Below are 23,962 nucleotides of genomic sequence, written 5' to 3' on the forward strand. Positions count from 1 at the left end.
AGGTCGAGGGCATCTGTGGTGTTCCAAATTACCGGCAGGCGTCGGGACCCTCACGCACCAGGTCGACGAACATCCGGTGTACCCGGTGGTCGCCGGTGACCTCGGGGTGGAAGGCAGTGGCCAGTACCCGCCCCTGCCGCACGGCCACGATACGACCCGCGGCCGGACCGCTCGGCACCCGCGCCAATACCTGGACCCCGTCGCCGACCCGTTCCACCCACGGCGCCCGAATGAACACCGCCCGAACCGGCCCGCCCTCGAGCCCGGCGAAATCCAGGTCGGTCTCGAAGGAATCCACCTGGCGACCGAAGGCGTTACGTCGCACCGTCATATCGATTCCGGACAGATGCTGCGCATCGGGACGGGTATCGAGCACCTCGTCGGCCAGCAGAATCATCCCGGCGCAGGAGCCGTAGGCCGGCATCCCCTCCCGCAACCTGGCCCGTAGGGGCTCCAGTAGATCGAACACCTGCAGCAGCTTGCTGATGGCGGTGGACTCCCCACCCGGCAGCACCAGCGCGTCCACGGCCGCCAGCTCGTCCGGACGACGCACCAGCACCGGGTCGGCCCCGCACTCGCCCAGCGCTGCGACGTGTTCCCGCACATCGCCCTGCAAGGCCAGCACACCGATGGTGGGCCGGGCGGCGGCGACCTGCGTCGGGACGGGGACGACCGCCGTGCTCTCGGCACCGGCGGCGAGGGAGGATACCGCTGCTTCGTTCACGACAGCGAGCTTACGAGTGGACCGTGTGTGGGCGGGCTCACAGCGTCGTCGGACGTCATCGGTCTGCCCGTAGGGTACGGATCAGCCCCTCCTGCACCACCGCGGCGACCAGCCTGCCCTCGCGATCGAAGATCTTGCCGCCGGTGAGCGCCCGACCGAACCCGGCCGACGGCGAGGACTGGTCGTAGAGCAGCCATTCATCGGTGCGAAAGGGACGCAGGAACCACATGGCGTGGTCGAGCGAGGCGTTCTGGGTGGGCTCGTCGGGGTGGGTGACCTTGGACGAGCCGAGCAGCGTCATATCGCTCATATAGGCCAGCGTGCACACGTGGAACAACGGGTCGTCGGGCAACGGGTGCCGATACCGGAACCACACCTGTTGCGGTGATACCACCCCGGGCCGCTGCGTCACCGACTCCTGGGGCACCGGACGGATATCCCAGTGCTCCCATTCCCGCATGGCCCACAACCGTTCGGGGCTCATGCTGGTTTTGGCGTCGGGCAGCACCTCGGGCGGCAGCACCTCCGGCATCTCGTCCTGATGTGTGGGGCCCTCGTCACCCATGTGGAAGGAGGCCGACATGGTGAATATCGCGGCGCCGTCCTGTACACCGGTGACCCGTCGGGTGCAGAACGAACGCCCATCGCGAATACGGTCGACCAGGTAGACCGTCCGCTCCGAGGGGTTGCCGGGCCGCAGGAAGTAACCGTGCAGCGAATGCACCTGGAAGCGCGGCTCCACGGTGCGCACCGCCGAAACCAGAGCCTGGCCCGCGACCTGACCGCCGAATGTACGAGGCAGCTGGGTCTTGGTGGACGCGCCGCGAAAGATATCCCGTTCGAGACGCTCGATCTCCAGTGCCTCTTCGATAGTCGCCATGCGCCGAGAGTATCCCGAACGGCCGATTACGCCGTGATCGGCAGCGAGTAATCCTCGCCACCGATCGGAATGCCGGACCTGCTGTGATGGTGCGATGCCGAGTTTCACCCCGATCACTCCGGACGCTCTCGCCGACCTCCTGGCCCGGCGGCTGCGCGCCCTGAACGGTCGCCGGGTGGTTGCCGTGGACGGCGCCGACGCGGCATACCCGGTCGATTTCGCCCTGCGCCTCGCCGAGCGGGTCCGCGCCGACGGCCGTCCGGCCGAACCGGTTCGCCTCCACGACTTCGTGCGCCCCGCCTCGGTGCGATTGGAGTTCGGGCGGGACGAGGCCTCCTACCGCAACGGCTGGTTCGACTACGCGGCATTACGTCGCGAAGTACTCGACCCGCTCCGTTCGACGGGCACCTGGCTGCCCGCACTCTGGGATGAGACCACCGACCGCTCCGCACGCGCCCACCGTCGGATGGCGCTTCCGGAAACAGTGTTGTTCGTGGCGGGTCCGATGCTGCTGGGCCGCGCCCTGTCCTTCGACCTGAGTGTCCGGCTCGATCTGAGCCCGGCGGCGCTGGCCCGCGGCACCCCGGACGAGACGGCCTGGACCATACCCGCACTACTGGCGCATGCGCGCGACAGCGGCGAAAGGCCCACGTATTTCGTGCGCTGGGACCACCCCGACCGTCCCGCCTTGCGGGTCGAAGCTCCCTGACATCCGGCCGATCCGGCTCGGCGCCGCCCGTGGGTGGACGCTACGACCTGGTGGCAGTAGCGCCCACCTCGGGTCTCACCAACCGCGTTCGGCCAACCGATGCGGCTGCGGGATCTCGTCGACGTTGATCCCCACCATTGCCTCACCCAGACCGCGCGACACCTTGGCCAGAACATCCGGGTCGTCGTAGAAGGTGGTGGCCTTGACGATGGCGGCGGCGCGCTGCGCCGGGTTGCCGGACTTGAAGATGCCGGAACCGACGAACACACCCTCGGCGCCGAGCTGCATCATCATGGCCGCGTCGGCCGGAGTGGCGATACCGCCCGCGGTGAACAGCACCACCGGCAGTTTGCCGGTTTCGGCGACCTCACGCACCAGCTCGTACGGCGCCTGCAGTTCCTTGGCGGCCACGTAAAGCTCATCGGCGGGCAGTGCGGAGAGCCGGGCGATCTCCTGCCGAATCTTGCGCATATGGGTGGTGGCGTTGGAGACGTCGCCGGTGCCGGCCTCACCCTTGGAGCGGATCATGGCCGCGCCCTCGGCGATCCGGCGCAGTGCCTCACCGAGGTTGGTGGCACCGCAGACGAACGGCACCGTGAAGTTCCACTTGTCGATGTGGTTGGCGTAGTCGGCGGGGGTGAGCACCTCGGATTCATCGATGTAGTCGACGCCGAGGCTCTGCAGGATCTGCGCCTCCACGAAGTGCCCGATCCGGGCCTTGGCCATCACCGGAATCGATACCGCGGAGATGATGCCCTCGATCATGTCCGGGTCGCTCATCCGGGCGACCCCGCCCTGGGCGCGAATATCGGCGGGCACCCGTTCCAGGGCCATCACGGCGACGGCGCCGGCGTCCTCGGCGATCTTGGCCTGCTCCGGAGTGACCACGTCCATGATCACGCCACCCTTGAGCATCTCGGCCATACCGCGCTTCACCCGGGCCGTACCGGCCTCACGGGGCGCCTCGGTGGTCTGGGTGGTCTCGGACGTCGTCACGGCATACTCCTGTGGTCTGCGCCAGTGGGATCTTCGTTGGAAACACCACGATTCTAGGTGCGGCTCCATACCGGATTCATAGCCAGTCGACGGCCACTGGCCTGGTCGCGACCTGGGATTATGACGAATATCTCGGCATCCGACCGGTTTCCGACCCCTCGAAACGACCATCGCCGGACCGGTACGGGTACCGGTCCGGCGATGACGTGAGCACGATTCGGAATGCGCTCAGAGGGGATCCACCACGAGCAGAGTCGCCCAGTATTCCGCGGCACTCGGGCCGAGGAGCGGCAGGAGAAAATCGTAGAGAAGATAGGACACGGGCTCACCTCCGCACACCGAATAGACATAAATGCCGGTGCGCCAAACCGAAGTGGAGGGTATCACGAAGTGATACCGGTCACATCAGCATTCGAGCAGCGGGGCGAGCTCGATCAGAAGATGGAGCGCACCTCGGGATCGGTCGCCGAGTCCGCCGCTCGCGCCGCCTCGGCCAACAGTTCGTCGAGACGAGCGGGATATACGGTTTCCCCGGAGGCGTCCAGCGCTGCGATATCGGTCGGTGTGCACCAACGGTGATCGGTGAGGGAGCGCCGTTCCACCGCGGTCAGATCGGTGGGACGTGGTTCGAACACGGGCACCCGCAGTACGAAGAACAACTCCTCGGAGCGGATCAGATCCCCGTTGAACGGAAACACCGCCACCCGCCGCCAGATCGGCCCACGCAGATCCGCCGGGTCGGCGATATACCCCGTCTCCTCGCGCAATTCCCGCACCGCGGCGGCGCGCAGACTCTCCCCGGCTTCCACACCGCCGCCGACGGTGAACCAGAAGGACACCTCCGGGACCATCGGATCGTGCCCGCGCAACAGCAGCACCCGGTCATGTTCGTCGAGCAATACGACCCGCGCCGAGGTACGCATACTGTCCACATCCAGTCCGATCGCCGCGGCCGGGCCGGCGCGCTCGGCGATCTCGAAATACGTCGGCATGGGTGCGGTGCCGCCCAGGTGCAGCAACCGCACGGGACGCCGGGTGCGCAGCGCGAGGGTATCGCGCACGGCGTCGTTGTGGAACCGACGGGCGATGAGCACCCGGGCCTCGGCATCGGCCAGTTCGGCCGCCAACTGCGGACGCAACAGCGAGACATCCACCGCCGACAATGCCGCCGCCAGTTGGTTCTCGACCGCTTCCCGTTCCTGCCGGTCGACCCGTTCGGAGCGATCGGCCAGCGCGACCAGTCGTTTCGCCTGTTCTTCGCGTCCCGGCTCCGAGCTCGGACCGGTGAGGGACATGGCCACCGATCTGGCCACGACCGCGCGACGTGCCAGGGCCGCTTCGAGGGCCTGCCAGGACAGATCGGTCCGCACGTGCAGCCGATCGAGCCGGTTGGCCGTCGAATAGGTCCACACCCCCAGGGCCAACACGATCGCCACGACCAGGGCGAGAACCAGAACGGTGGTCGCCGAGAAGGTGATCATCCGGCCGCACGCACCCGAAGGTCACCCACGGTGACCGTTTCGTACACCCGCAGGATCTGTTCGGCCACCACCGGCCAGTCGTAGTCGCCGACCACCTGACCGGCCGCCCGCACCAGCGATTCGCGTCGTACCTCGTCGGTGAGCACCGTGTCCAGCGCCTGCGCCAGGGCCGCCGAATCACCGACCGGTACCAGCACACCGGCGGTGCCATCACGCAGGACCCGTCGGAAGGCGTCGAGCTCGCTCGCCACTACGGCGGTGCCCGCGGCCATGGCCTCGATCAGGATGATGCCGAAGCTCTCCCCACCCAGGTTCGGCGCCACGTACACATCCGCGCTGCGCATCGCCGATGCCTTCTCCGCATCGGAGGTCTGTCCCAGGAATCGCAGATGGCCGGCGTGCGGTCCGGCCAGACGGCGCAACCGGTCCTCGTCGCCGCGACCTACGATGAGGATTTCCACCCGCGGATGCCGCTCCGCCAGCGCCGGTAGCGCACCCAGCAGCACCTCCATCCCTTTACGCGGTTCGTCGTACCGACCCACGAACAGGACGGTGCCGCCCTCCCGGGGATAGCCGGGCAGCAGGGGTGCACGGGCGAACGCGGAAACGTCGACCCCGTTGGGAATTTCCACCGCGTCCGACCCCAGCGCTTCCACCTGCCAGCGCCGTGCCAGCTCCGATACCGCGATTCGGCCGCTGATCTTCTCGTGGTACGGCCGCAGTACCCCCTGGAAGGTGCTGAGCACCAGTGACCGGGTGGTGGAGGTGTGAAAAGTGGCCACTATCGGCCCTTCGGCGATCTTCAACGCCAGCATGGACAGGCTGGGCGCATTCGGCTCGTGGATGTGCAGGACGTCGAAATCGTTGCCGTCGATCCAGCGCCGAATCCGGGTGTAGGCCGTCGGCCCGAACGACAACCGGGCCACCGAACCGTTGTACGGAATGGCTACGGCGCGGCCCGCGGAGACCACGAAATCCGGGAGCGGGGTGCTGTCGGAGGCGGGTGCGAGCACACTCACCTTGTGTCCGCGTTCGATCAACACCCGCGCCAGATCGACCACATGGGCCTGCACACCGCCGGGAACATCGAACGAATAGGGGCAGACCATGCCGATCCTCATGGTGTCGGCTCCCCCTCGACCTCGGTCGCGGATCTCGGCGCGTGCTCGGCCCGGGCGCCCCCGGCCGCGGTGGCCGCCCGCCCCCCACGCCGGGCCCGGGCGGCGGCGATCCGATCCAACTGCCGCTCGGACAGATCGGTCTCCCACAGCGGCTGCAGCATATGCCAGTCGGCCGGATGCTCGGCGATATGCGCAGCGAACCAGTCGGCCACCTGTTGGGTGACCGACTCGACCCCACCGGAGACATCCAGCGGCGCCGTGGTTTTCAATACCCACCCCTCGCGGCCATCGGCGTCCTCGGTGAACCACACATGGACGGGCAGCAGCGCCGCGCCGGTATCGATCGCCAGCTTGGCCGCGCCGGCCGGCATCCACGTGCGCTCTCCGAAGAACATCACCGGCACACCGCGCCCGGTCAGATCGCGCTCCCCCATCAGGCAGACGATCCTGTTGTCGCGCAGCCGCCGCGCCAGCACCTCGTACGGCGGACGTTGGCCACCGGTCAGCGGGAACACCTCGAACCCGAGACTTTCCCGATAGGCGACGAACCGCTCGAACAGCGACTCCGGTTTCAGTCGTTCGGCGACGGTGGAAAACGATCCGTAGTGCTGGACCAGCCAGGTGCCGGCGATATCCCAGTTGCCCGAATGCGGCAGGACCAGGACCACTCCGCGACCACGGGCCAAGGCGGCGTCGAGATGTTCCCGCCCCTCCACCACAACCCGTCCCGACGTGGCCAGTTCGGCGTGGTCCATGGCCGGCAGCCGAAACGTCTCCCGCCAGTAGCGGGCGTAGGAGCGCATACTCGCGCGCACCAGCTCGTCGGGCACCTGCTCCGGTTCGGTGCCGAGCACTCGGGCCAGATTGCGGCGCAACTGCGCCGGTCCCCCCTTACGGGCTGCCCAGGTGCCGCCGCGGTCGAACAGTCGACGCGCGGTGTTCTCCGGTAGTGCCCGCACCAGCCGCCATCCCGCGGCATAGGCGCGATCACTCAGCCCCGCCTTGATTCGTGCCGTGAAACCCTCCCGTGGCGATGCGGTCACGACAGCCCCGTATCGGTGGTCGGACGCGGCGCGGGCCGCGGGAGGATATCGCGGGCGCCCGCCGAATTGCGGACCGCCAGCACGCGTTGGAAAACCGTCACCACACTGAGCACCGCCAACACCCACATGGCGATATGTACGGCCCAGGTCAGCCACTCGATCCCCCAGTAACCGCCCACACCGGTCAGCCCGGCGCCCACCAGCACGATCACCAGCCGGTCCGGGCGTTCGATCAGGCCGCCGTCGGCGGACAGTCCGCTGGCCTCCGCCCGCGCCTTGGCATATGAGATCACCTGCGAGGTCACCAATACCACCAGTGTCGCACCCAATAGCGGTTTGCTGTTCTCGTGGTACACCGCCCACCAGGCCAGACCACCGAAAACGGCACCGTCGGCGACCCGGTCACAGGTGGCGTCGAGGACGGCCCCGTAACGGGTTCCGCCGCCGCGGGCCCGGGCCATGGCGCCGTCGAGCATGTCGAACATGACGAACAGCCAGATCACCATCGTCCCCCAGAACAGATGCCCGGTGGGGAACAGGGTGACCGCGGCCGCGATCGATGCCACGGTGCCGATCAGAGTCACCGCGTCGGGGGTGAGCCCGGTACGGACCAGGGCGCGCCCCAACGGGGCGGTTGCCTTGGCGAACGTGTCGCGACCGAAAAAGCTGAGCACCCGCTATGCCTCCTGCCAGGCCGCCGCCAACAGGGCTCTGGTCTCCCGGAGCAGTTGCGGCATGACCTTCACCCCGCCCACGACGGTGATGAAGTTCGCGTCACCGCCCCAGCGCGGCACGATGTGCTGGTGCAGGTGGTCGGCCAACGATCCGCCCGCCACTCCGCCGAGGTTGAGCCCCACATTGAAACCGTGCGGGCGCGACACCTTCTTCATCACCCGGATGGCGCGCTGGGTGAAGGCCATCAACTCGATGCTCTCGGCCTCGGTGAGGTCCTCCAGGTTGGCGACCCGGCGATACGGCACCACCATCATGTGCCCGGGGTTGTACGGGTACAGGTTGAGGACCGCGTACACCAGCTCCCCGCGGGCGATCACCAACCCCTCCTCGTCGGACATCTTGGGAATATCCGTGAAGGGATGTCCGGTGGCGTCCTTGGGCGCCGAGGTGGCCGCCTCGGCGATATAGGACATCCGGTACGGAGTCCACAGTCGTTGCAGCCGATCGGGTTCGCCGGCCCCGCGGTCCACGATATCGGCCGGTTGGGTCTGCTCGGGCTCGGTGTCGTCGTGACCGGCCAAACCCTCCGGCACCGTACGCTCACTCATGCCGCATCCTTTCCGCGCATGAGCGGACGCCCCACGTGACCACGTGGGTTACCTCCTCCGGACGGACCGCTCATGGTATGTACTTCCCGCATGATCAGGCGCTTTCGCCCGCCTCGACGGCCGTTCGGACCGTGTCCGCGGTCGGGGAGGTGTTGTCGCGACGGGAGATCCAGTCCGCGATCACCCGCACCGCCGTGGCGACCGGCACCCCGTTGACCTGGGTGCCGTCGCGGAACCGGAAACTCACCGCGCCCGCGTTCACATCCCGCTCACCGGCCAGCAGCATGAACGGCACCTTCTGGGCGGTGTGGTTGAAGATCTTCTTCTGCATGCGATCGTCGCTGCGATCCACCTCGGCGCGCACCCCGACCGCCCGCAGCCGGCCGACCACCTCGTCCAGATGCGGCACAAAGGTATCCGCGACCGGGATACCGACCACCTGCACCGGCGCCAGCCATACGGGGAAGGCGCCCGCGTAGTGCTCGGTGAGGACCCCGAAGAAGCGCTCGATGGAACCGAACAGGGCGCGGTGGATCATGACCGGCCGCTTCTTGGTGCCGTCGGATGCCGTGTATTCCAGCTCGAACAGATCCGGTTCGAAGAAGTCCAGCTGAATGGTGGACATCTGCCAGGTGCGGCCGAGCGCGTCCTTGGTCTGCACGGAGATCTTCGGTCCGTAGAAGGCGGCGCCGCCCGGATCCGGGACGAGCTCCAGTCCGGAAGCCTCCCCGACCTTGCGCAGGGTTTCGGTGGCCTCCTCCCACACCTCGTCCGAACCGACGTACTTCTGCGGGTCCTTGGTGGACAGCTCCAGATAGAAGTCCTCCAGCCCGTAGTCCTTCAGCAGATCGAGCACGAACCGGAGGGTGGTGGTGAGCTCCTCGGTGACCTGCTCCTGAGTGCAGTAGATATGCGCGTCGTCCTGGGTGAAACCGCGGGCCCGGGTCAGCCCGTGGACCACACCGGACTTCTCGTAGCGATACACCGAACCGAATTCGAACAACCGCAGCGGCAGTTCCCGATACGACCGGCCGCGGGACCGGTAGATCAGGTTGTGCATGGGGCAGTTCATCGGTTTGACGTAGTAGTCCTGTCCGGGTTTGCGGACGGTGCCGTCGGCGTTGTATTCCGCGTCCAGATGCATGGGCGGGAACATGCCGTCGGCATACCACTCCAGGTGTTTGGAGGTCTCGAACAGGTGCGCCTTGGTCAGATGCGGGGTGTTGACGAACTCGTAGCCCGCCGCCACGTGCTTGCGCCGCGAATAGTCCTCCATCTCCATGCGGATGATGCCGCCCTTGGGATGGAACACCGGCAGACCGGAACCCAGTTCGTCGGGGAAGGAGAACAGGTCCAGTTCCGCGCCGAGCTTGCGATGGTCGCGGCGCTCGGCCTCGGCGAGCATGGTCAGGTGCGCTTCCAGTGCCTCGGTCGACTCCCAGGCGGTGCCGTAGATGCGCTGTAGATCCTCGCGGTTCTGGTCACCGCGCCAGTAGGCGGCCGAGGAACGGGTCAGTTTGAACGCCGGAATGTATTTGGTGGTCGGGATATGCGGCCCGCGGCACAGATCGCCCCAGACCCGTTCACCGGTGCGCGGGTCCAGGTTGTCGTAGATGGTCAGCTCCTTACCGCCGACCTCCATGACCTCCGGATCGTCGATACCCGACTTGTCGGAGATGAGCTCCAGCTTGAACGGCTCGGCGGCCAGTTCGGTGCGGGCCTCGGCCACATCGACCACCCGGCGGGAGAACCGCTGGGCGCCCTTGATGATCTTCTTCATCCGGGATTCCAGCTTGGCCAGATCCTCCGGGGTGAAGGGGCGGTCCACCTGGAAGTCGTAGTAGAAGCCGTCCTTGATCGGCGGGCCTATGCCGAGTTTGGCCTCGGGGAATTCCTGTTGCACGGCCTGCGCCAGCACATGGGCCGCCGAATGCCGGATAACGCTGCGTCCCTCCTCGGTATCGGCGGCGATGGGGACGACCTCGGTATCGACCTCCGGCGCCCAGGACAGGTCCTTCAGCTCGCCGGCGGCATCCCGGACGACGACGATGGTCTGCGGTCCCTTGGTGGGCAGCCCCGCCTCACGCACCGCGGCACCCGCCGTGGTCCCGGCCGGCACCCGGACGAGGGCGGCTGGGCTGCGGGGGACTGTGGTGGTCACGGTGGCTCTCCTCGAGGTTGTCTCCGGTGCCGGGGTGTCCCCCGGTCACGGCCGAGCGATATCCGCTCCGACCGCGGACCATGCTATCGGCAGACGAACAACCGTGTGTCGATGGACCGGGGCTACGACGCACGGCCACACCGGACCGCATTCGGCGTCGAAACCGGCACCACGCCGACCGAAGCTCGAGCAGCGGAGGCGTTCAGTTCTGCGCCGCGTATTCGGCGAGCAGCGCCTCACGTTCGCGGGCCGGTCGTTTCGGGCAGCTGATGCACTTCGAACAGTCGGGCACCTCGTAGACCAGGCAACAGGAGGCGCGACGGACGAAGGTACGGCCGCCGATCTCGACGTAGCGCGGGGTCGGCAGAGGGTCTCCGAGTTCGGCGACCAACCGCGCCCCGACCTCCGGGGCACCGGTATCGATCGCCCGGTTGGCGATCGCGTCGGCGGTCACAGCCCACAGGGCGGGTGGCCGCACCCCGGTCACCGCGGATACCCGGGCGATCACGGCGGTCAGGACCGTCGCCAATGCCGCGGCGCCCGGATCGGCTCCGGTCGGGCTCGGACGGGCGGTCTCGGCATCGGTGATCCGGATCTGTTCGACACCGCCGTCGCGGCGCATCGCACAGGTGATTCCGTCCAGCGTGGGAACCGGCCCGGACATACCGCGGACGCGGGCGGCGACAATGCCCTCGACCAGCGCCGAGGCCGCCATACACCACCACAGGGTGCCGCCCACCCGGGCCGAATCCGTCCCCCAGGAAGCCCCCATCTCCGCGATCCGCTCGGCCAACCATCGCTCGTCGGTGAGCAGCCGGCCCGGAACGGTGTTCACGACATCAGGGGACTGCGCAGCCATGCCCATTCGATTCCGATCCACCCGCCGATCAATCCGAACGTTCCCAGTATCCACAGTGTCGCGACGACCACCACGCAGGTGGCCAGCAGGGCAACCGCCTGCGTGAGCGGTCCGCGCGCGATATACCAGGCCATACCGCGCCGGTACTTGTCCCGCACCCAGGTCAGCACCCGGCGCGCGGCGGCGAATTCGGTGGCGAGAATACCCAGTCCGGCGAAGACCATCGCCCATCCCGGCCCGGGATAGGGGATGGCCAGAATTCCCACGGCGAGCACCACGGTGCCGACGATCGCCACCCCGACGCGATAGCAGAGATCGAGCACAGGTCGCGCGGCGATCCGATCGCGAAAAGCGTGCCAGGTGTTCTTCTCCCGTCGTGGATCTCGTTCCTCGTCGGGGCTCGTACGGATCGTCTCGGCCGCGGGCTCTGTTGTCGGCGAGGATTTCTCGGACTCGGCATCCACGCACCCAAGCCTACGAGACCGCGATCGGACCGCCCCGGACACCATGAGGGGCTCGTACGGACCGTGCGGTCCATACGAGCCCCATACGGTGTTCGCCCCCGGGCAACGATCAGGCGGGCAGCGCCGACACCCGCTTGCCGGTTTCGTCGATGTGGGCCAGTCCTTCCGCGCCGACCTCGATGACGCGTCCACTGGCGATATCGAAGAAGAGCCCGGAAACCGTGAGCCCACGCTCGGCGATGGCCCGGCTCACCACCGGATGCCGGCGCAGCCGCTCGAGCTGCACCGCGATATTCACCATGCTCAACTGGTCGACCGCACCGAAACCGGCTTCTTCGGCCGCCTGGCGGACCGGATGACCGGCCCGGAACCGTTCGAGGCTGTCGTGTGCGTTCTGCAACCACTCATCGATGCCCGGCCCGGCCGGTTCCCCCGAGTGCAGCGACTGCATGGCGCCACACGAGGAGTGCCCGCACACCACTACCGAACGGATCTCGAGCTGCTCGACGGCGAATACCAGCGCCGCTTCCACCGAGACATCACCCTGCTCGGGTACCAGGTTGCCCACATTGCGCACGGTGAACAGGTCGCCGGGACCGCTGTTGGTGATGAGATTGGGCACGATCCGCGAGTCCGAGCAGGCCAGGAAGAACGAATCGGGCTCCTGCCGATCGCGCAATTCGTCCAGGTGCGGCCGCACCAGATGGAGGTGGCTGCGGTGGTAGGCGGCGATACCGGCGACCAGCGGGTCATCGATCGCGTCGGTGTCCTTCTTCCCCCGACCGGCCCGCCATGGAGCGAGGATGTCGTTGAGGACGACCCGGCCGAGACTGCGCGACGGCGGGGCCTTGGTGGCATCCGCCATTCGGGCCGTACCGATCTCCGCGAAGGTCACCGTCGCGCCGCCGGCCTCGTGTTGACGCGCCCAGTCCGCGATGGCCTCGTAGGCGGCGTGGTCGAGGAAGTCGACGGTCATCTCCACGGTGACGTCCACACCTTCGGGCACCGTGGCGAAGACGGATGACAGTTTCGGCAGGGCCAGGAAGGTGCACGAGCCGTCGATGGTGACCAGCCAACGGTCGGCGCCGACGATCGGTTTGGCCTCCACGTGGACCCGAACGACCCGCCAGATCAACAGCGCGAAGGCCAGTGCCAAACCGATCAGCACTCCTTCAAGGAGGTTCAGGAACACCACACCCGCAATGGTGGCTGCGTAGATCAGCAGATCACCGGTGAGATGAGCCATTCGGATGTGCGCGAGCTTGACCAGCTGCACGCCGATCACGATCAGCAGACCGGCCAGCGCGGCCAACGGGATCTGCTGGACCACCCCGGCCAGCGCCACCGAGAACACCAATACCCAGAAACCGTGCAGCACCGCGGAGGCGCGGCTGCGCGCGCCGGCGGCCGCGTTGGTGGAGCTGCGCACGATGACACCGGTGACCGGCAGGCCGCCGAGCAGTCCGGACAGCACATTGGCCGAGCCCTGACCGATCATCTCGCGGTCGAAGTCGGCACGGGGGCCGGTGTGCAGTTTGTCGACGGCGACGGCCGACAGCAGACTTTCCACGCTGGCGATGAGCGCGAACGTCAGGACGGTGACGGCAACGGCGCTCCAGTCACCACTGGGGATCTCGGGCAGGCCGATGGCGTCGAACAGTGAGCCGTTCAGGGCGATCCGCTCGATATCGAGCGGAAGGATCAGGGAGAGCACCGTGGCGAGAACCACGGCAACCAGCGGGCCGGGCACCACCCGAATGCGTTCGGGGACGTACTTCCAGCCCAGCATGACGGCGATGACGAGAACGCCGATGAAGACGCCCGCGGGGTCCATCGAGGCGAGTCCGGCCGGCAATTGGGTGATATTGGCCCAGGCGGAGCTGTTCGAGTCGCCGCCGAGCAGCACATGGATCTGTTGGAGCGCAATGGTGACGCCGATACCGGCGAGCATGGCGTGCACCACCACCGGCGCCACGGCCAAGGCCGCACGCGCGATTCGACTCAGGCCGAACAAAATCTGCAGGACACCCGCCGCTGCGACCATGAAACAGGTTGTCCGCCAACCGAATTGATGGATGGATTCGGCAACGACGACGGTGAGGCCCGCGGCGGGGCCGCTCACCTGAAGGATCGAGCCACCGAGCGCACCGGCGACGATACCGCCGACCACGGCGGCGATGAGGCCTGCGGCGACCGGAGCACCGGAGGCGATGGCGATACCGAGCGACAGCGGTAGCGCCACGAGGAAGACGACGATCGAGGCGGGTAGGTCGTGGCGCAGGATCGAGGTCAGACGGGTGGTTGCTACGGACCCGGCCGCCGGTTCCGCGGCCGGGTCCGATCCAGGCGGCGGCGACAGATGGGGGGCAGGGCGCGTCTTGGTTGCCATTTCTTCTCCTTCGCCGAGTCGGCAGGCACCGACGTCGGTTGACGATCGACATGTCCAATCGGGCACAGACCGCGAACCGGCATCTCGCGGTGAAGCAGCTCCCGGCACGGCAACGGGCCGAGAAGTAAACCCAATACAGGGTATTAGTAAAGACTAAGCAAAGCCTGAGAATGTGATGTTCTCGTGCGTGGAAACATGGACCGATGAGCGGCGAGGCCGCACGCAGCAGCACCCCGGCGCAATGGGCCATCCCTCCTCTCCGCCGACCCTCTACCGGCAAAGGCTCTGCAGTGCAGCTGATTTCACCTCGACTCCGGGTAACGATCGAAGAGGTCGGCGGCATGCGCCGGGCCTCCGAATCGAGAGATGCCGCACCGTCCGGCCGACTGCGACCACCCGAGATCAAGGGTAAAGACTTACTAAAGTATAGAGAAAGTATGCAGACTCGATAATGACAATCGGCACCAACGCTGTGACAATTGCGTAAACCGGGACGAACACCGCCCGTCGGATGCGGCAACAGCACTCATCGGATGCCGCTCATCGGATGCAACTCATCGGATGCAACGAAGGGGGCAGAAACCGAGAACCCCCCGGCAGATTGCGCCGAGGGGTTGTGGGTGGTCCCAGCTGGGATCGAACCAGCGACCTTCCGCGTGTGAGGCGGACGCTCTCCCGCTGAGCTATGAGACCGAAAACCTCTTTCGAGCTGTTGTTCGTCGGTGTCGTATCGAACCGCCCGAACGAGTACGAACCTTAACATGCCCCACCCGTTCGCCACCAAATCGTCGGGTGGCCACCCGACTCGGGCGCGCTTCCGATCTCCATGCGAGCCCATGACCCCCGGGAGCCGCCGGCGACAGACCGAAGAAGGCGATAACGAAGAAGGCAATATCGCAGGAGGCGATAACACGGAGCCACCGCGTCACGTCCACGCCCGAACGAATCACAACGACGTCATTTACCGCTTCTACCAGCCGATTTGTAGGTTACGCCGAACGTCGGCTAATGTTCTATCTCGCACCGGGAAGGCACACCGAAGCCGCCGGAGCGAATGCGGATGTAGCGCAGCTGGTAGCGCATCACCTTGCCAAGGTGAGGGTCGCGGGTTCGAATCCCGTCATCCGCTCGAGAGGTAGGGCCAGGCGCTTGATAGCCTTTCCCCCTTGCGCGGTGGAGTGGCCGAGTGGTGAGGCAACGGCCTGCAAAGCCGTGCACACGGGTTCGATTCCCGTCTCCACCTCGCGCGATTAGCTCAGCGGGAGAGCGCTTCCCTGACACGGAAGAGGTCACTGGTTCAATCCCAGTATCGCGCACCACAGTTTAACCAGGTCAGCCCCGGTTTCCGCCGGGGTTTTCTTGCATCTGCACCACATGCGCACCACATCGAAACGGCCGCCCAAGAGATGCACAGACAGGGCGTAACCGTCTGACGAACGGGTAAAGCCCGCGTCATGGACATCGACCTGAGCGAACCCTTCCACATCCAAGTTCTCGAGCCTCTCGGTCCGGAGAGGGACCGCCCGCTGAAGATTGACCGGCAAAACGGGGATCCGCTCATCTATCGACCGTATTGGCTTGCGACCGTCCTTGTGAGCACACCAGGCCAACCACCTCAGAGATTCGAGAGGCACCCGATCGTTGAGCATGAAGGGCAGAAGATTCCCTTCTTTCTGCTCTCACTCACGCTTGGCGAAGATTTGACCACAGGTTTCGAGCCTCCCGCTTAATCCTCCGGCTACACATCGCCCCTGTGGTACGAGGGCATCCAACTCGCGGACGGCACGACCCTTCGACCACGGAGCGAGCAGCGCCCGAGTGCTGCGGTAGATCTCACGCAAACGCGGGGAGGTGTTGCCCTTGACCGGAACGATCCAGCTACTGCGGCGCTGTCCGGCCGAGTTGAGTGGCAATTTCCTGGTCGGTGGTGTCCAACTGGCGGATCGCCAATTCGTAGGTCGCCTTCATCGTCTTGACGATCTCGATGCTTTCTTCCAGTCGCTTGACGGCCGAGTCCTCGTCACCGAAAGCTTTCCTGGAGAACTTGCCGGCCAGGGCCTGGGCCGACGCGAGGCCGCCGAACCCTGACACGTACTGGAGGTCGCCCGCCTGTTCGAGCATCAGCTCCAGCTTGCCTATGAGGGTGTGGCACTCCCTCGCCAGGGCTTCGCCGAGGTCCTTGTCCATCCGCAGCTCACCGTTCTCGGCCTGGGTGCGCAGATTCTGCCAGTATTTGAGCTGGCCCTCTTCCTCGGCCACTGCCGACCCCCTTCTTGTTCCTATTTCGGCAGAAATGGTTCCAGTGCGCGGGCCCGCTCGACGGCCAAGGTGCACGGCGGCGTCTCGGGTGCCGATTCGCGCTGACTGTAGCGCCAGCTGAGGATGACGTTGTGCATCCCGTGTTCGGCGGGGAGTGAGACGTAGCAGCGAAGTAGATCGTCTGTCCCCCGGCCTGCCTGGTGGTAGGTCTTGCCCGCCCTGTCGCCGATCTGGACGTCCTTGAATCCGGTAACGGTCGGGTTGTTCAGTACTTCATCCTGGGTGTGGGTGGTGGAGGCGATGCCGACCATGTAGGGCTGGCCGTCGATCGGATCCCACCGACAGATGCGCCATGTCGACGGACCGGACGGTGGATCGATCGAGGTGCTCTTGCTGGCGGGGTCCAAGTCTGCCGCTCGTAATGCCTCGTCGGGAAGTTCGGAGCACGGGTTGAACGCGACCGACTCTTCTGTGGTTTGTTCCGTACCTTCCGGTGTCCCCGCGACCTCCGATGAACATCCGGCCGCCACCACCGCCATCAACAGCCCGCTGCTGAGCAATGCCCGTCGCATCCCGCCCCTTCCCCGTGTTTCCGGCGCGCACATCACGATACAGTCCGCCCTCGCCGATTGCCGCTCGAACCGTGTGGCGGTTTCCCGGTCGGTTGTCGCAGCCGTCGATCTTGCCTGGAGCTTTTCTCGCGATTTCCCGACCTACCCCCTAGGGGTACTGCCGCCGACGCGCTGTTTTGGCCCCCAAATGGTCCCTTTTTCGGGTAACAATTGATCTTCAGAAGCTTTCTAGATCGTAAAAACACCATCTGATCTGCGGTTTTGCTGGTCACAATTTTATTAACAGAGAGGGAAAAGTCGACCGGGCGGTCTTGTGATCTTGATCGGAGCTTCCTCGGCTGTGATCTACCCCCCGGGGGTAGAAGCTCCGCCGATCGTCCCCCGTCCGCGAGGTGTCGCCGTCGTTCGATGTTCGTCCTCGCCGGGCTGTCGGTCGGTGTCACTGCTGATGGTTGTCGGTGTCGGCTGTCGTCGTTCGGGTAGAGGTCGGGGGCACGGCTGTGGGTGCCCACGTGGGCCAGGTAGGCGTCGGTCGGGGATGGCCGTCAGGGGGAGCGACGGTCGCGGTGGTCGTTGTCGCCGTTGGTGTCGGATTCTCCGTGGATCGGTTGTGCTGCGTCTTGCACCTGGTGGGCTGTCGGGGTGCGCTGCCCATCGGCCGGCGGTTGCCGTCGGCTTCGGCTTCGGTCGGTGCTGTCGACATCGGTCATGCTGCTGTGTGCTGTCGGTGTCACACCGCTGTGCATCGGTCGACATCGCTGTGCTTCGGTCGTCGTGGTCGTGACCTCATGCGCTATCGGTATCGGTCGGTCGGTGGCTGTGCCGGCGGTCGGGTCACGGTCGGTCGGTGGCTGTGTGCTGGCGTCGGCACTCGGCAGGCGCAGGCCGTCGGTGACAGATAGCAGGACGCAGGCATGGATCGTCGGTAGGCGTGCCACGGGGGCGGTAGGTGGGACGCAGGGCAGGGGCAGCAGGATCGAGATGTGGCATCGGCACACGGTAGGCACCGGGCCTTCGGCTGGGCGTGGCGCTGTCCACGCGCTGCCCTCACGCCGTGGGATATCACCTATCGAAACCCCAGCCCGATCGAATGCCCCTACCGGCTCGAATGCCCCGGTACTTATTGACCACCCCACCCGGTCGTGATGCCCCAGCCCGAATAGCCACCCCACCGCCGAGCAGTAACCCCCACCCGATCACGAGAGCCCCTGTCCTATCGTGGCCCGGTCCCCGAGGTATGCGCTTCTTTCTCCGCCCGCCGTTCGGCAAGTAATCGGTCGAGAATTCGCACCGCCGCTGTGTTGTCCGAGCACTGCGCCTGCTCGCGAAGCCAGAGCAACCGTCGCAGCGGCAACCGTCGTAGTTCGACCATGGTTGCTCCTTCGTTCGTGGCAGGCGGATGGCCCCGGCCGTAGGGGTGGGCGAGACCATCCGCCGCCGTGACCGCAGCGCCGGGGGAGCAGGGGCCGAGGGAGACCCCGGAAAGGAACCGGCGCTGCGGTGGTTCCTATGCAGGCTTTCGGGTCATGGCGGTGAATCGGGCAGAGCGCGCCACAGGTCCACGTCGATACCTTCTCTGCGTGGTCGCTGTGCCTGCTCTTCGTATTCCTTCTCGGCTTGTTCGCGGTTGTGCCGGTGACACTCCACCACCATCTCTAGGCCGCCTCGCATCAGCGCACTCCCGTGTCCACCACGAACGCGCCCGGCTGGAGTACTGCGACATCGGCCCGGATGTGCGCGAGGAAGCCCAGCTGCATGTTGTCGGCGTATCGCTCGGTCAGCACCTCCAGGGTGAAGCCGGTACGGATACCGATCGCCAGCTGATTCCACTGCCCCGTATAGATCTCCGAGGCATCGGTGCTGGTCCCGACCGTGAGGTTCGTCGGTACCTGTTTGGTGGGCAACAACGGTGGCAGACCCGAAGGCGGTGCGAGGTAGGCGTTCTGGGCGTCTTTCAGCTTGCTCAGCGTCGTCAAGGTACGCGGTGCCGTGATGACCGCGGAGGGCTCGAAGTTGTTGCTCCGCACCGCCCCGACCGAATCCAGCAACCAGTCGTAGGTATTGATCACCGTCCCGTTCGCACCGTGGCCGGTCAGTGCGACACCAGCAGTGTTCAGCACCCCTCGGGGTTCGGGCGCGGTTCCGCTGCCGCGCAAGGCGACCCTGTCGAGTTCGAGAGCGATCTGTGCGGCGAAGGCATTCGACACCACTTGGGAGACGCTGGGGTCGGAGTCCTCGAACAGCTCACGGCTGATCTTCACCAGACGTGTCAGGCTCCGGGCGGTCAACGTCACCTGCCCGAATACCAGGTCCCCCTCCGCGACGGCGGCGTTCTCGTTGCGCCAAGCCGGGGCGCCCTCCCCCTCGAGTCGCGGGATGCGCAGCGTCTGGGAGGTCATCGGCACCGTGTAGCCACCGGCCGACATCGTGCCTTCGGCCAGTGCGCGTTCGTACGGGGCGTGTCGCCAGTCTCCGGTGACCAACCCCCGGACATAGCGGTCGAAGCTGACGGTTTCGCTGCCGGGTTCGGCGTGTCCGTTGTCGCGGACCCACTGCGACATCGACTGGTCGCGGCCGAGGGTCTGCGCCCCACGCAGCGCCGGAGCGGGGCGGTGGTCGTCGAAGGGGCGAGAGCGGTCGTCACCGGGAACCAGGCGGGAAGGGTCGGTGACGGCAACGCGCTTGGCGGTTTCGATGCGGGCTTCCGTCCGGCTGATGAAGTCCTTGAGTTCGGCTGCCCGAGTGACAATCTCATCGAATCGCCGCGCGTCGTCGTCGAGGAGGTCCTCACCCCGGCGGAGCAGCTCCTCGGATTCGGTTCTGAGTTCGGCGAGTTCGGCTCGCGCTTCGCGGAGTGTCAACATTGGTCTTGTCCTGTCAGAGTTCGAAGAGGTTGAAATGGATACGACGCGCGTGGTCGACCGTGACGATCCGCGCAGGCTGTCCGCTGCGCACACCAGCGATGGCGGCCCCGGCATAGGCCGGTTCGGTCACGAGCGAGACCTCCCGCAGCGATACCTCCAGCCGTTCGAGCACACCGTCGACTGTTCGATGCCGCACCGGGACGAAACCGATGGAGAAAGCGCTCACGGTGCCGTCGCGGACCAGCGCGAGCGCGTCGTTGCCCGCTGTGGTTTCGCTCACCGCGAACGCCACCCGGAGCCCCTCGGTGGTTTCGACGAGTTCAGTGGCTCGACCGATCGGCAGGGCACGGGAATTGTGCATCGCCATCAACCTGACCTTGTGGCTGCGCTCGGCAATGGTCCGCGCGAAGGCGCCCTTGACGAATCGCTCGCGGTAGGCCGGGCCGTAGCCGTCGCGGACCTCGGCAACCTCGCCGAACGGGACTGCCAGGCCATGGACAGTCCTGCCCGTGGTTCCACCGACGGTGGCGTAGCGGTGAAGAATCTCGCTCATAGAGCATCCATTTCGTACGCGCGCTGAATCAACGATCGGCCTTTGGGCCGGCGCATGGCGACTGCGACTGTCCGGGGTTGCCCCGCTGTGGGGGTCCGGCGCGGCGCTGGATGCCGAGCTGTTGTGGACAGCATACCCTACCAGGGTAAGGGTTTGCCCAGCCGCTCGGAAAACAGCGCCACGGAGAGCCCTGCCCTTGCCCGGCGGTTTCGGGCGTCTCCGTGGCGCTGGGCGGCTTTATCGGCGGACAACGCGGCGTTTTGTCGGCGAAATGCCCACCACCGTTACAGGTAGCCGGCATTCGCCATTCTGCCAGGCATTCGCCATTCTGCCGTTCCCAGGGGAATCCCCTATCCCGAGGCATAAAAGTGGCTCAGCGTGGATTCCGGGGGTCGTTTTCGTCGTCGTCGTCGAACAATTCGGAGGCGTCGTCGGGGCATCCGCGAACCATTTCGGGCAGATCGGGTTCCTCGTCGGCGTACAGAATGGCCGGGTTGACTATAGCCACCCGAATCCTTCCGTGGGCGCCCCGATAGTCCCACATACCATCGGGGAGTCGGTGCGCGGCGATACCGGGGTTTGCCATCACCTCGGCGAGGTCGTCCGGATGGAGCCGGAGAAGGGATTCCTCCAAGATTTTCCGTAAACGAACTCGGGCGCGGGCGTCAGGGTCGGGGGTCTGGTTCATGATCATTCCTTTCGGGTCGGGCTATCGGGTTTGCGGAGATGTTTCCCGGTGCGCAGCAGCATCCATATCGGGGCACGTTTGGCTCGCCGTCGGGTGAAGTCGGCGAGGTCGACCGAGAGGGTGACCAGCGCGCGGGACAAATCGGTCAGGACTTGGGCGATGCGATCGAGCCCCTCGTCTAGGCTGTCGCGGTCGGAGTTGGGATCGGACATGAGCGTTCCTTTTCGGTATACGAGTCGGGCCATTCTCGGATTTCGGGATTCACCTTTCCGGGTGTCCCCTGACCTTGTTTGCGCAATCCGGGTGCATTCCCTCGGTCTGTTCGGAGGAGGTGAGGGGCCAACCACAGACCGAGCAATCGATGGGTTTCCCGATACCAGATTTGGCAGTAGGGGGATGTACCCCTGTCTCTCTTTTTTGTAGACCTAGGGGCCTATTGCCAAATCTGGTATCGGGCGCGGAGCGCAAAGTCGCTGGATCGATGCCCGACGCCAATGAGTAGTGCCAGTCGGAGGTCTCTTTTCCCGCTCTGGCCGTCGGCACCTCGTCGACCACGACGACACCGAGAATGTGCAGCGCTTGTAGCTGACGGTCCACGGTCGTTCTGGGCTTTCCGAGCCGCTTCCGAACCTCGGTGGTAGAACTGTGCGGATACTTCGCCAGATCATCGACAATCGCCAGCCGTAACGGCGGCATCGAATCCCGTGCGCAGCGAATCGCCAACCGCAACGCCTCGGCCCGGTCCATTCCCAACGCCACGCCACCGCGCACGACCTGCGCCAGTTGCTTCGCAAAGCGGGTCGGCATCTCCGGCGCGTGGGCGTCGATCACATAACCTCGATAGTCGTAATCGACGCCCGTGCGTGCCAGCGTCACCAGATCGGCGGCGGCGAGCAGGACATCGCTCTCCGACTCGGTGAGCGTGACGGCATCGTGGCACATCCCGGCCAGCACACCACCGACCACGCCCGCCAGCTCCGCACGCATCCCCTCCTCGGAGCCGGTGTTGCCAATCGCCTGCCGCCCGGCGGCGACCCTTTCCGCCGTCGAATCCATCCGCAGCAGCACGAACCGGTCACCCATCGACGCGATGACATCGTGCGCCCGGTCCCAGGCCGTCGTGACCGCACCGACCACCGCCAACCTGCCGGTCCAGTCGAGCGACTTGCCACCATCGGTGCCGACGTTGCGCTCCCAACGACCGTCGTAGACCTCCCGAAGCGCGGCCAGCACCTCACCCCTGGAATCGCGAGACATCGACAGGATCGAGGTCACGTCCTTGACGACCAGCACCCCGCGACCACCGATCTTTCGCAACAGTCCCCCCGTCGCGTCTTTCGTCTTCTCCCGCTTCGATGTGGCACTCAACAGCGCACCTGCCGACGAGATGGTGCTGGTAACGGTCGCCCCGGCGCCACCGAGCGCCTGGACGATCTCGGTTTTCGCGTTGCCGGAACCACTGATCAGCAACAGCCACAGCGGGTCGCCGTCGAGCCGTTCGACCGCCGCCGCCGCCAGCGCCACGTCGAGTGCATCGGTGTCGAAGCCGGCGCCGAGCCACTTCCGGAATGCCGCGTGCGCCTCGGCGAGCGACTTCGGCGCTTCGACCACGGTGAACTCGTCGATACCGTGGCCGCCCGCGATATGGTCGGCGGCGTCCTTCCCGAGGGAAGCCTCGACGATCTTCACGCATCCGGCGACCCCGACGAGCAGCCCACTGACCTGCCGGGCGTGCCGGCGGCCCGGGTCGTCCCTGTCCTGAACGATCACCACGTCCGCGCCCCGCAACGGCGACCAGTCGGCGAGGTGCGCCTTCCCCGCCCCCATCGCCGAGCACACCGCTATCCCGCCCAAAGCCTCGATCGCGTGGCAATCCTTCTCCCCCTCGACCACGAAGATCGTTTGCCCGGCGGCGACGGCCTCGGCGGCTCGTTCCGCACGATAGAGGGCGTTTCCTTTCGTGTTCCCGGACTGCCGGAACCGCTTTGTCGGCGAACGATGCACCCTCCGGCCGTCGCCGTAGACATACGTCGCTCCGGCTGCGTCGTCGAACAGGGCAGACATCGGCATATCCAGCGCGGTGAGCACGTCGTCGGTGGGGCATCCCCCATGGCAGAAGACCAGCACGTGCCCCTCGACCGCCCGCACGGCAAGAGAGTCATTACTCCGACCGTCGTGCGCTGGGCACTTGGCGCGGGCCTGATCACGGCCGACGATCGTGACGTTCCAGTCCGCCAGCGCGTCGACGATCCGCTCGAACGCCTCACTCATCACCGACCACCTCTCACCCAGGGCAACGGCGCGCAGCCGACGAATATCCGGTGTCCGTCGCGCTGGACCTCCACCACGCCGACGACCGCCGTCGCCGAGCTGCCCAGTGCAGCGGCCACCTGCGACCGCTCCTCCGGCAGCAGCGGACGGCATCGGCGTACGGCGAGGGGATTGCTTCCGAAACCACAACGAATCCGAGGCGATTCGGTCACGTCGCGCGCCACCCCGGCAGCCGCGACGGCACCGACGGGTAGGCTCGACCGCAGTGGTTTTATTGGTGCCCCCGGTTGCCCGGCCGGGGGTTTTTTCTGTCCTCACGCGGCGCCGCCGCCATTGAGGGGGCGTAGGACTTGCGTCTCCAGTTCGTTCAAATCGACGCGGAGAACCCTCGGCCCCAACCGATATCCGGTGAGAATGCCCGAGGCGATGTAGCGACGAATCGTGTGGGTGCAAACTCCCGTATATGCGGCGGCTTCGGCGATTCCTACCAAGCGTCGGGTGGGTGCGTTCTGTTGTGCCATTCTCGGGCCTCCTGCTGTGTCGATGCGTGTGGAGGCGACCCTAAATGCGCACACGGCTATTCGGCAATGCACCGAATTCACGAAATACGCTGTGTCCGTTACCTTTTTGACAGATACGTGTCAA

Annotated in this window: 22 protein-coding genes and 4 tRNA genes; 4 read left to right on the forward strand and 22 right to left on the reverse strand. The window is 66.2% G+C overall.

The genetic code is table 11. The features are described 5' to 3' along the window. Positions 1-28: 28 nt before the first annotated feature. Together pdxT and ON32_RS13165 are read right to left on the reverse strand one after the other, a co-directional pair. Positions 29-631, reverse strand: coding sequence for a pyridoxal 5'-phosphate synthase glutaminase subunit PdxT (gene pdxT, locus ON32_RS13160; protein WP_040791306.1), 603 nt, complete (start codon positions 629-631; stop codon positions 29-31). 148 nt (positions 632-779) lie between these two features. After that, positions 780-1,604 carry an acyl-CoA thioesterase gene (locus ON32_RS13165; RefSeq protein WP_040791105.1) on the reverse strand — a complete coding sequence of 275 codons (825 nt, stop codon included), beginning with the start codon at positions 1,602-1,604 and terminating at the stop codon, positions 780-782. A gap of 94 nt (positions 1,605-1,698) precedes the next feature. Between ON32_RS13165 and ON32_RS13170 the strand changes: the two genes are divergently transcribed. Further along, positions 1,699-2,313, forward strand: coding sequence for a nucleoside/nucleotide kinase family protein (locus tag ON32_RS13170; RefSeq protein ID WP_040791106.1), 615 nt, complete (start codon positions 1,699-1,701; stop codon positions 2,311-2,313). A 75-nt stretch (positions 2,314-2,388) separates the two neighbouring features. Here the strand turns inward: ON32_RS13170 and pdxS are convergent, their stop codons facing one another. From pdxS to ON32_RS13225, 11 genes are all read right to left on the reverse strand, one after another. After that, positions 2,389-3,309: a pyridoxal 5'-phosphate synthase lyase subunit PdxS gene (gene pdxS / locus ON32_RS13175; protein WP_040791107.1), complete on the reverse strand. Its 921-nt coding sequence runs from the start codon at positions 3,307-3,309 to the stop codon at positions 2,389-2,391. A 434-nt stretch (positions 3,310-3,743) separates the two neighbouring features. Beyond that, on the reverse strand, positions 3,744-4,787 hold the full coding sequence (locus ON32_RS13180; protein ID WP_040791307.1) for an NUDIX hydrolase: 1,044 nt from the start codon (positions 4,785-4,787) through the stop codon (positions 3,744-3,746). Then, positions 4,787-5,911: a glycosyltransferase family 4 protein gene (locus ON32_RS13185; protein WP_040791108.1), complete on the reverse strand. Its 1,125-nt coding sequence runs from the start codon at positions 5,909-5,911 to the stop codon at positions 4,787-4,789. The genes ON32_RS13180 and ON32_RS13185 overlap by 1 nt, the downstream gene beginning before the upstream one ends. Beyond that, complete coding sequence (locus tag ON32_RS13190) at positions 5,908-6,954, reverse strand: phosphatidylinositol mannoside acyltransferase (RefSeq protein ID WP_083874427.1); 1,047 nt, start codon at positions 6,952-6,954, stop codon at positions 5,908-5,910. Before ON32_RS13190 ends, ON32_RS13185 begins: the two co-directional genes overlap by 4 nt. Next, a complete protein-coding gene (gene pgsA, locus ON32_RS13195) occupies positions 6,951-7,628 on the reverse strand; it encodes a phosphatidylinositol phosphate synthase (protein WP_040791109.1) in 678 nt (225 codons plus the stop codon). The genes ON32_RS13190 and pgsA overlap by 4 nt, the downstream gene beginning before the upstream one ends. A 3-nt stretch (positions 7,629-7,631) precedes the next feature. Next, positions 7,632-8,237 (reverse strand): ATP adenylyltransferase, encoded by a 606-nt coding sequence (locus tag ON32_RS13200; RefSeq protein WP_245551008.1) that lies wholly within the window; start codon positions 8,235-8,237, stop codon positions 7,632-7,634. 94 nt (positions 8,238-8,331) lie between these two features. Further along, positions 8,332-10,398 carry a threonine--tRNA ligase gene (thrS, locus tag ON32_RS13205; protein WP_040791110.1) on the reverse strand — a complete coding sequence of 689 codons (2,067 nt, stop codon included), beginning with the start codon at positions 10,396-10,398 and terminating at the stop codon, positions 8,332-8,334. Positions 10,399-10,600: 202 nt separating this feature from the next. Then, a complete protein-coding gene (locus tag ON32_RS13210) occupies positions 10,601-11,233 on the reverse strand; it encodes a (2Fe-2S)-binding protein (protein WP_051133188.1) in 633 nt (210 codons plus the stop codon). Then, on the reverse strand, positions 11,230-11,667 hold the full coding sequence (locus tag ON32_RS13215) for a TIGR02611 family protein (protein WP_051133225.1): 438 nt from the start codon (positions 11,665-11,667) through the stop codon (positions 11,230-11,232). Before ON32_RS13215 ends, ON32_RS13210 begins: the two co-directional genes overlap by 4 nt. 163 nt (positions 11,668-11,830) lie before the next feature. Continuing rightward, a complete protein-coding gene (locus tag ON32_RS13220; protein ID WP_040791113.1) occupies positions 11,831-14,110 on the reverse strand; it encodes a SulP family inorganic anion transporter in 2,280 nt (759 codons plus the stop codon). 621 nt (positions 14,111-14,731) lie between these two features. Further along, positions 14,732-14,803, reverse strand: a tRNA-Val gene (locus ON32_RS13225). 363 nt (positions 14,804-15,166) lie between these two features. Here ON32_RS13225 and ON32_RS13230 point away from each other — a divergent pair. The 3 genes from ON32_RS13230 (at position 15,167) to ON32_RS13240 (ending at position 15,429) form a co-directional block, all read left to right on the forward strand. Then, positions 15,167-15,239, forward strand: a tRNA-Gly gene (locus tag ON32_RS13230). A 43-nt stretch (positions 15,240-15,282) separates the two neighbouring features. Further along, positions 15,283-15,353 (forward strand) — tRNA-Cys (locus tag ON32_RS13235). 1 nt (position 15,354) lies between these two features. Continuing rightward, positions 15,355-15,429, forward strand: a tRNA-Val gene (locus tag ON32_RS13240). A 559-nt stretch (positions 15,430-15,988) separates the two neighbouring features. On the opposite strand, the gene ON32_RS13250 is transcribed toward ON32_RS13240, so the two are convergent. From ON32_RS13250 to ON32_RS13290, 9 genes are all read right to left on the reverse strand, one after another. After that, positions 15,989-16,369 (reverse strand): hypothetical protein, encoded by a 381-nt coding sequence (locus tag ON32_RS13250; RefSeq protein WP_040791115.1) that lies wholly within the window; start codon positions 16,367-16,369, stop codon positions 15,989-15,991. Between the two features lie 20 nt (positions 16,370-16,389). Continuing rightward, positions 16,390-16,941, reverse strand: coding sequence for a DUF3558 domain-containing protein (locus ON32_RS13255; RefSeq protein ID WP_040791116.1), 552 nt, complete (start codon positions 16,939-16,941; stop codon positions 16,390-16,392). A gap of 1,213 nt (positions 16,942-18,154) precedes the next feature. Beyond that, positions 18,155-18,313, reverse strand: coding sequence for a hypothetical protein (locus ON32_RS28850; RefSeq protein ID WP_157224181.1), 159 nt, complete (start codon positions 18,311-18,313; stop codon positions 18,155-18,157). 298 nt (positions 18,314-18,611) lie between these two features. Continuing rightward, positions 18,612-19,805, reverse strand: coding sequence for a phage major capsid protein (locus tag ON32_RS13260; RefSeq protein WP_051133189.1), 1,194 nt, complete (start codon positions 19,803-19,805; stop codon positions 18,612-18,614). A 13-nt stretch (positions 19,806-19,818) separates the two neighbouring features. Then, positions 19,819-20,358, reverse strand: coding sequence for an HK97 family phage prohead protease (locus ON32_RS13265; protein ID WP_051133190.1), 540 nt, complete (start codon positions 20,356-20,358; stop codon positions 19,819-19,821). A gap of 373 nt (positions 20,359-20,731) precedes the next feature. Continuing rightward, positions 20,732-21,046 carry a hypothetical protein gene (locus ON32_RS13270; RefSeq protein WP_157224182.1) on the reverse strand — a complete coding sequence of 105 codons (315 nt, stop codon included), beginning with the start codon at positions 21,044-21,046 and terminating at the stop codon, positions 20,732-20,734. Positions 21,047-21,048: 2 nt separating this feature from the next. After that, positions 21,049-21,258, reverse strand: a complete 210-nt coding sequence (locus tag ON32_RS13275; RefSeq protein WP_040791118.1) for a hypothetical protein — start codon at positions 21,256-21,258, stop codon at positions 21,049-21,051. Positions 21,259-21,307: 49 nt separating this feature from the next. Continuing rightward, positions 21,308-23,317 (reverse strand): hypothetical protein, encoded by a 2,010-nt coding sequence (locus tag ON32_RS30060; RefSeq protein WP_245551009.1) that lies wholly within the window; start codon positions 23,315-23,317, stop codon positions 21,308-21,310. 314 nt (positions 23,318-23,631) lie between these two features. After that, positions 23,632-23,838, reverse strand: a complete 207-nt coding sequence (locus ON32_RS13290) for a helix-turn-helix transcriptional regulator (RefSeq protein ID WP_040791120.1) — start codon at positions 23,836-23,838, stop codon at positions 23,632-23,634. Between the last annotated feature and the right edge of the window lie 124 nt (positions 23,839-23,962).

Origin of the sequence: Nocardia paucivorans NBRC 100373, from assembly GCF_000308675.1 — a bacterium.
Classification (GTDB): domain Bacteria; phylum Actinomycetota; class Actinomycetes; order Mycobacteriales; family Mycobacteriaceae; genus Nocardia; species Nocardia paucivorans.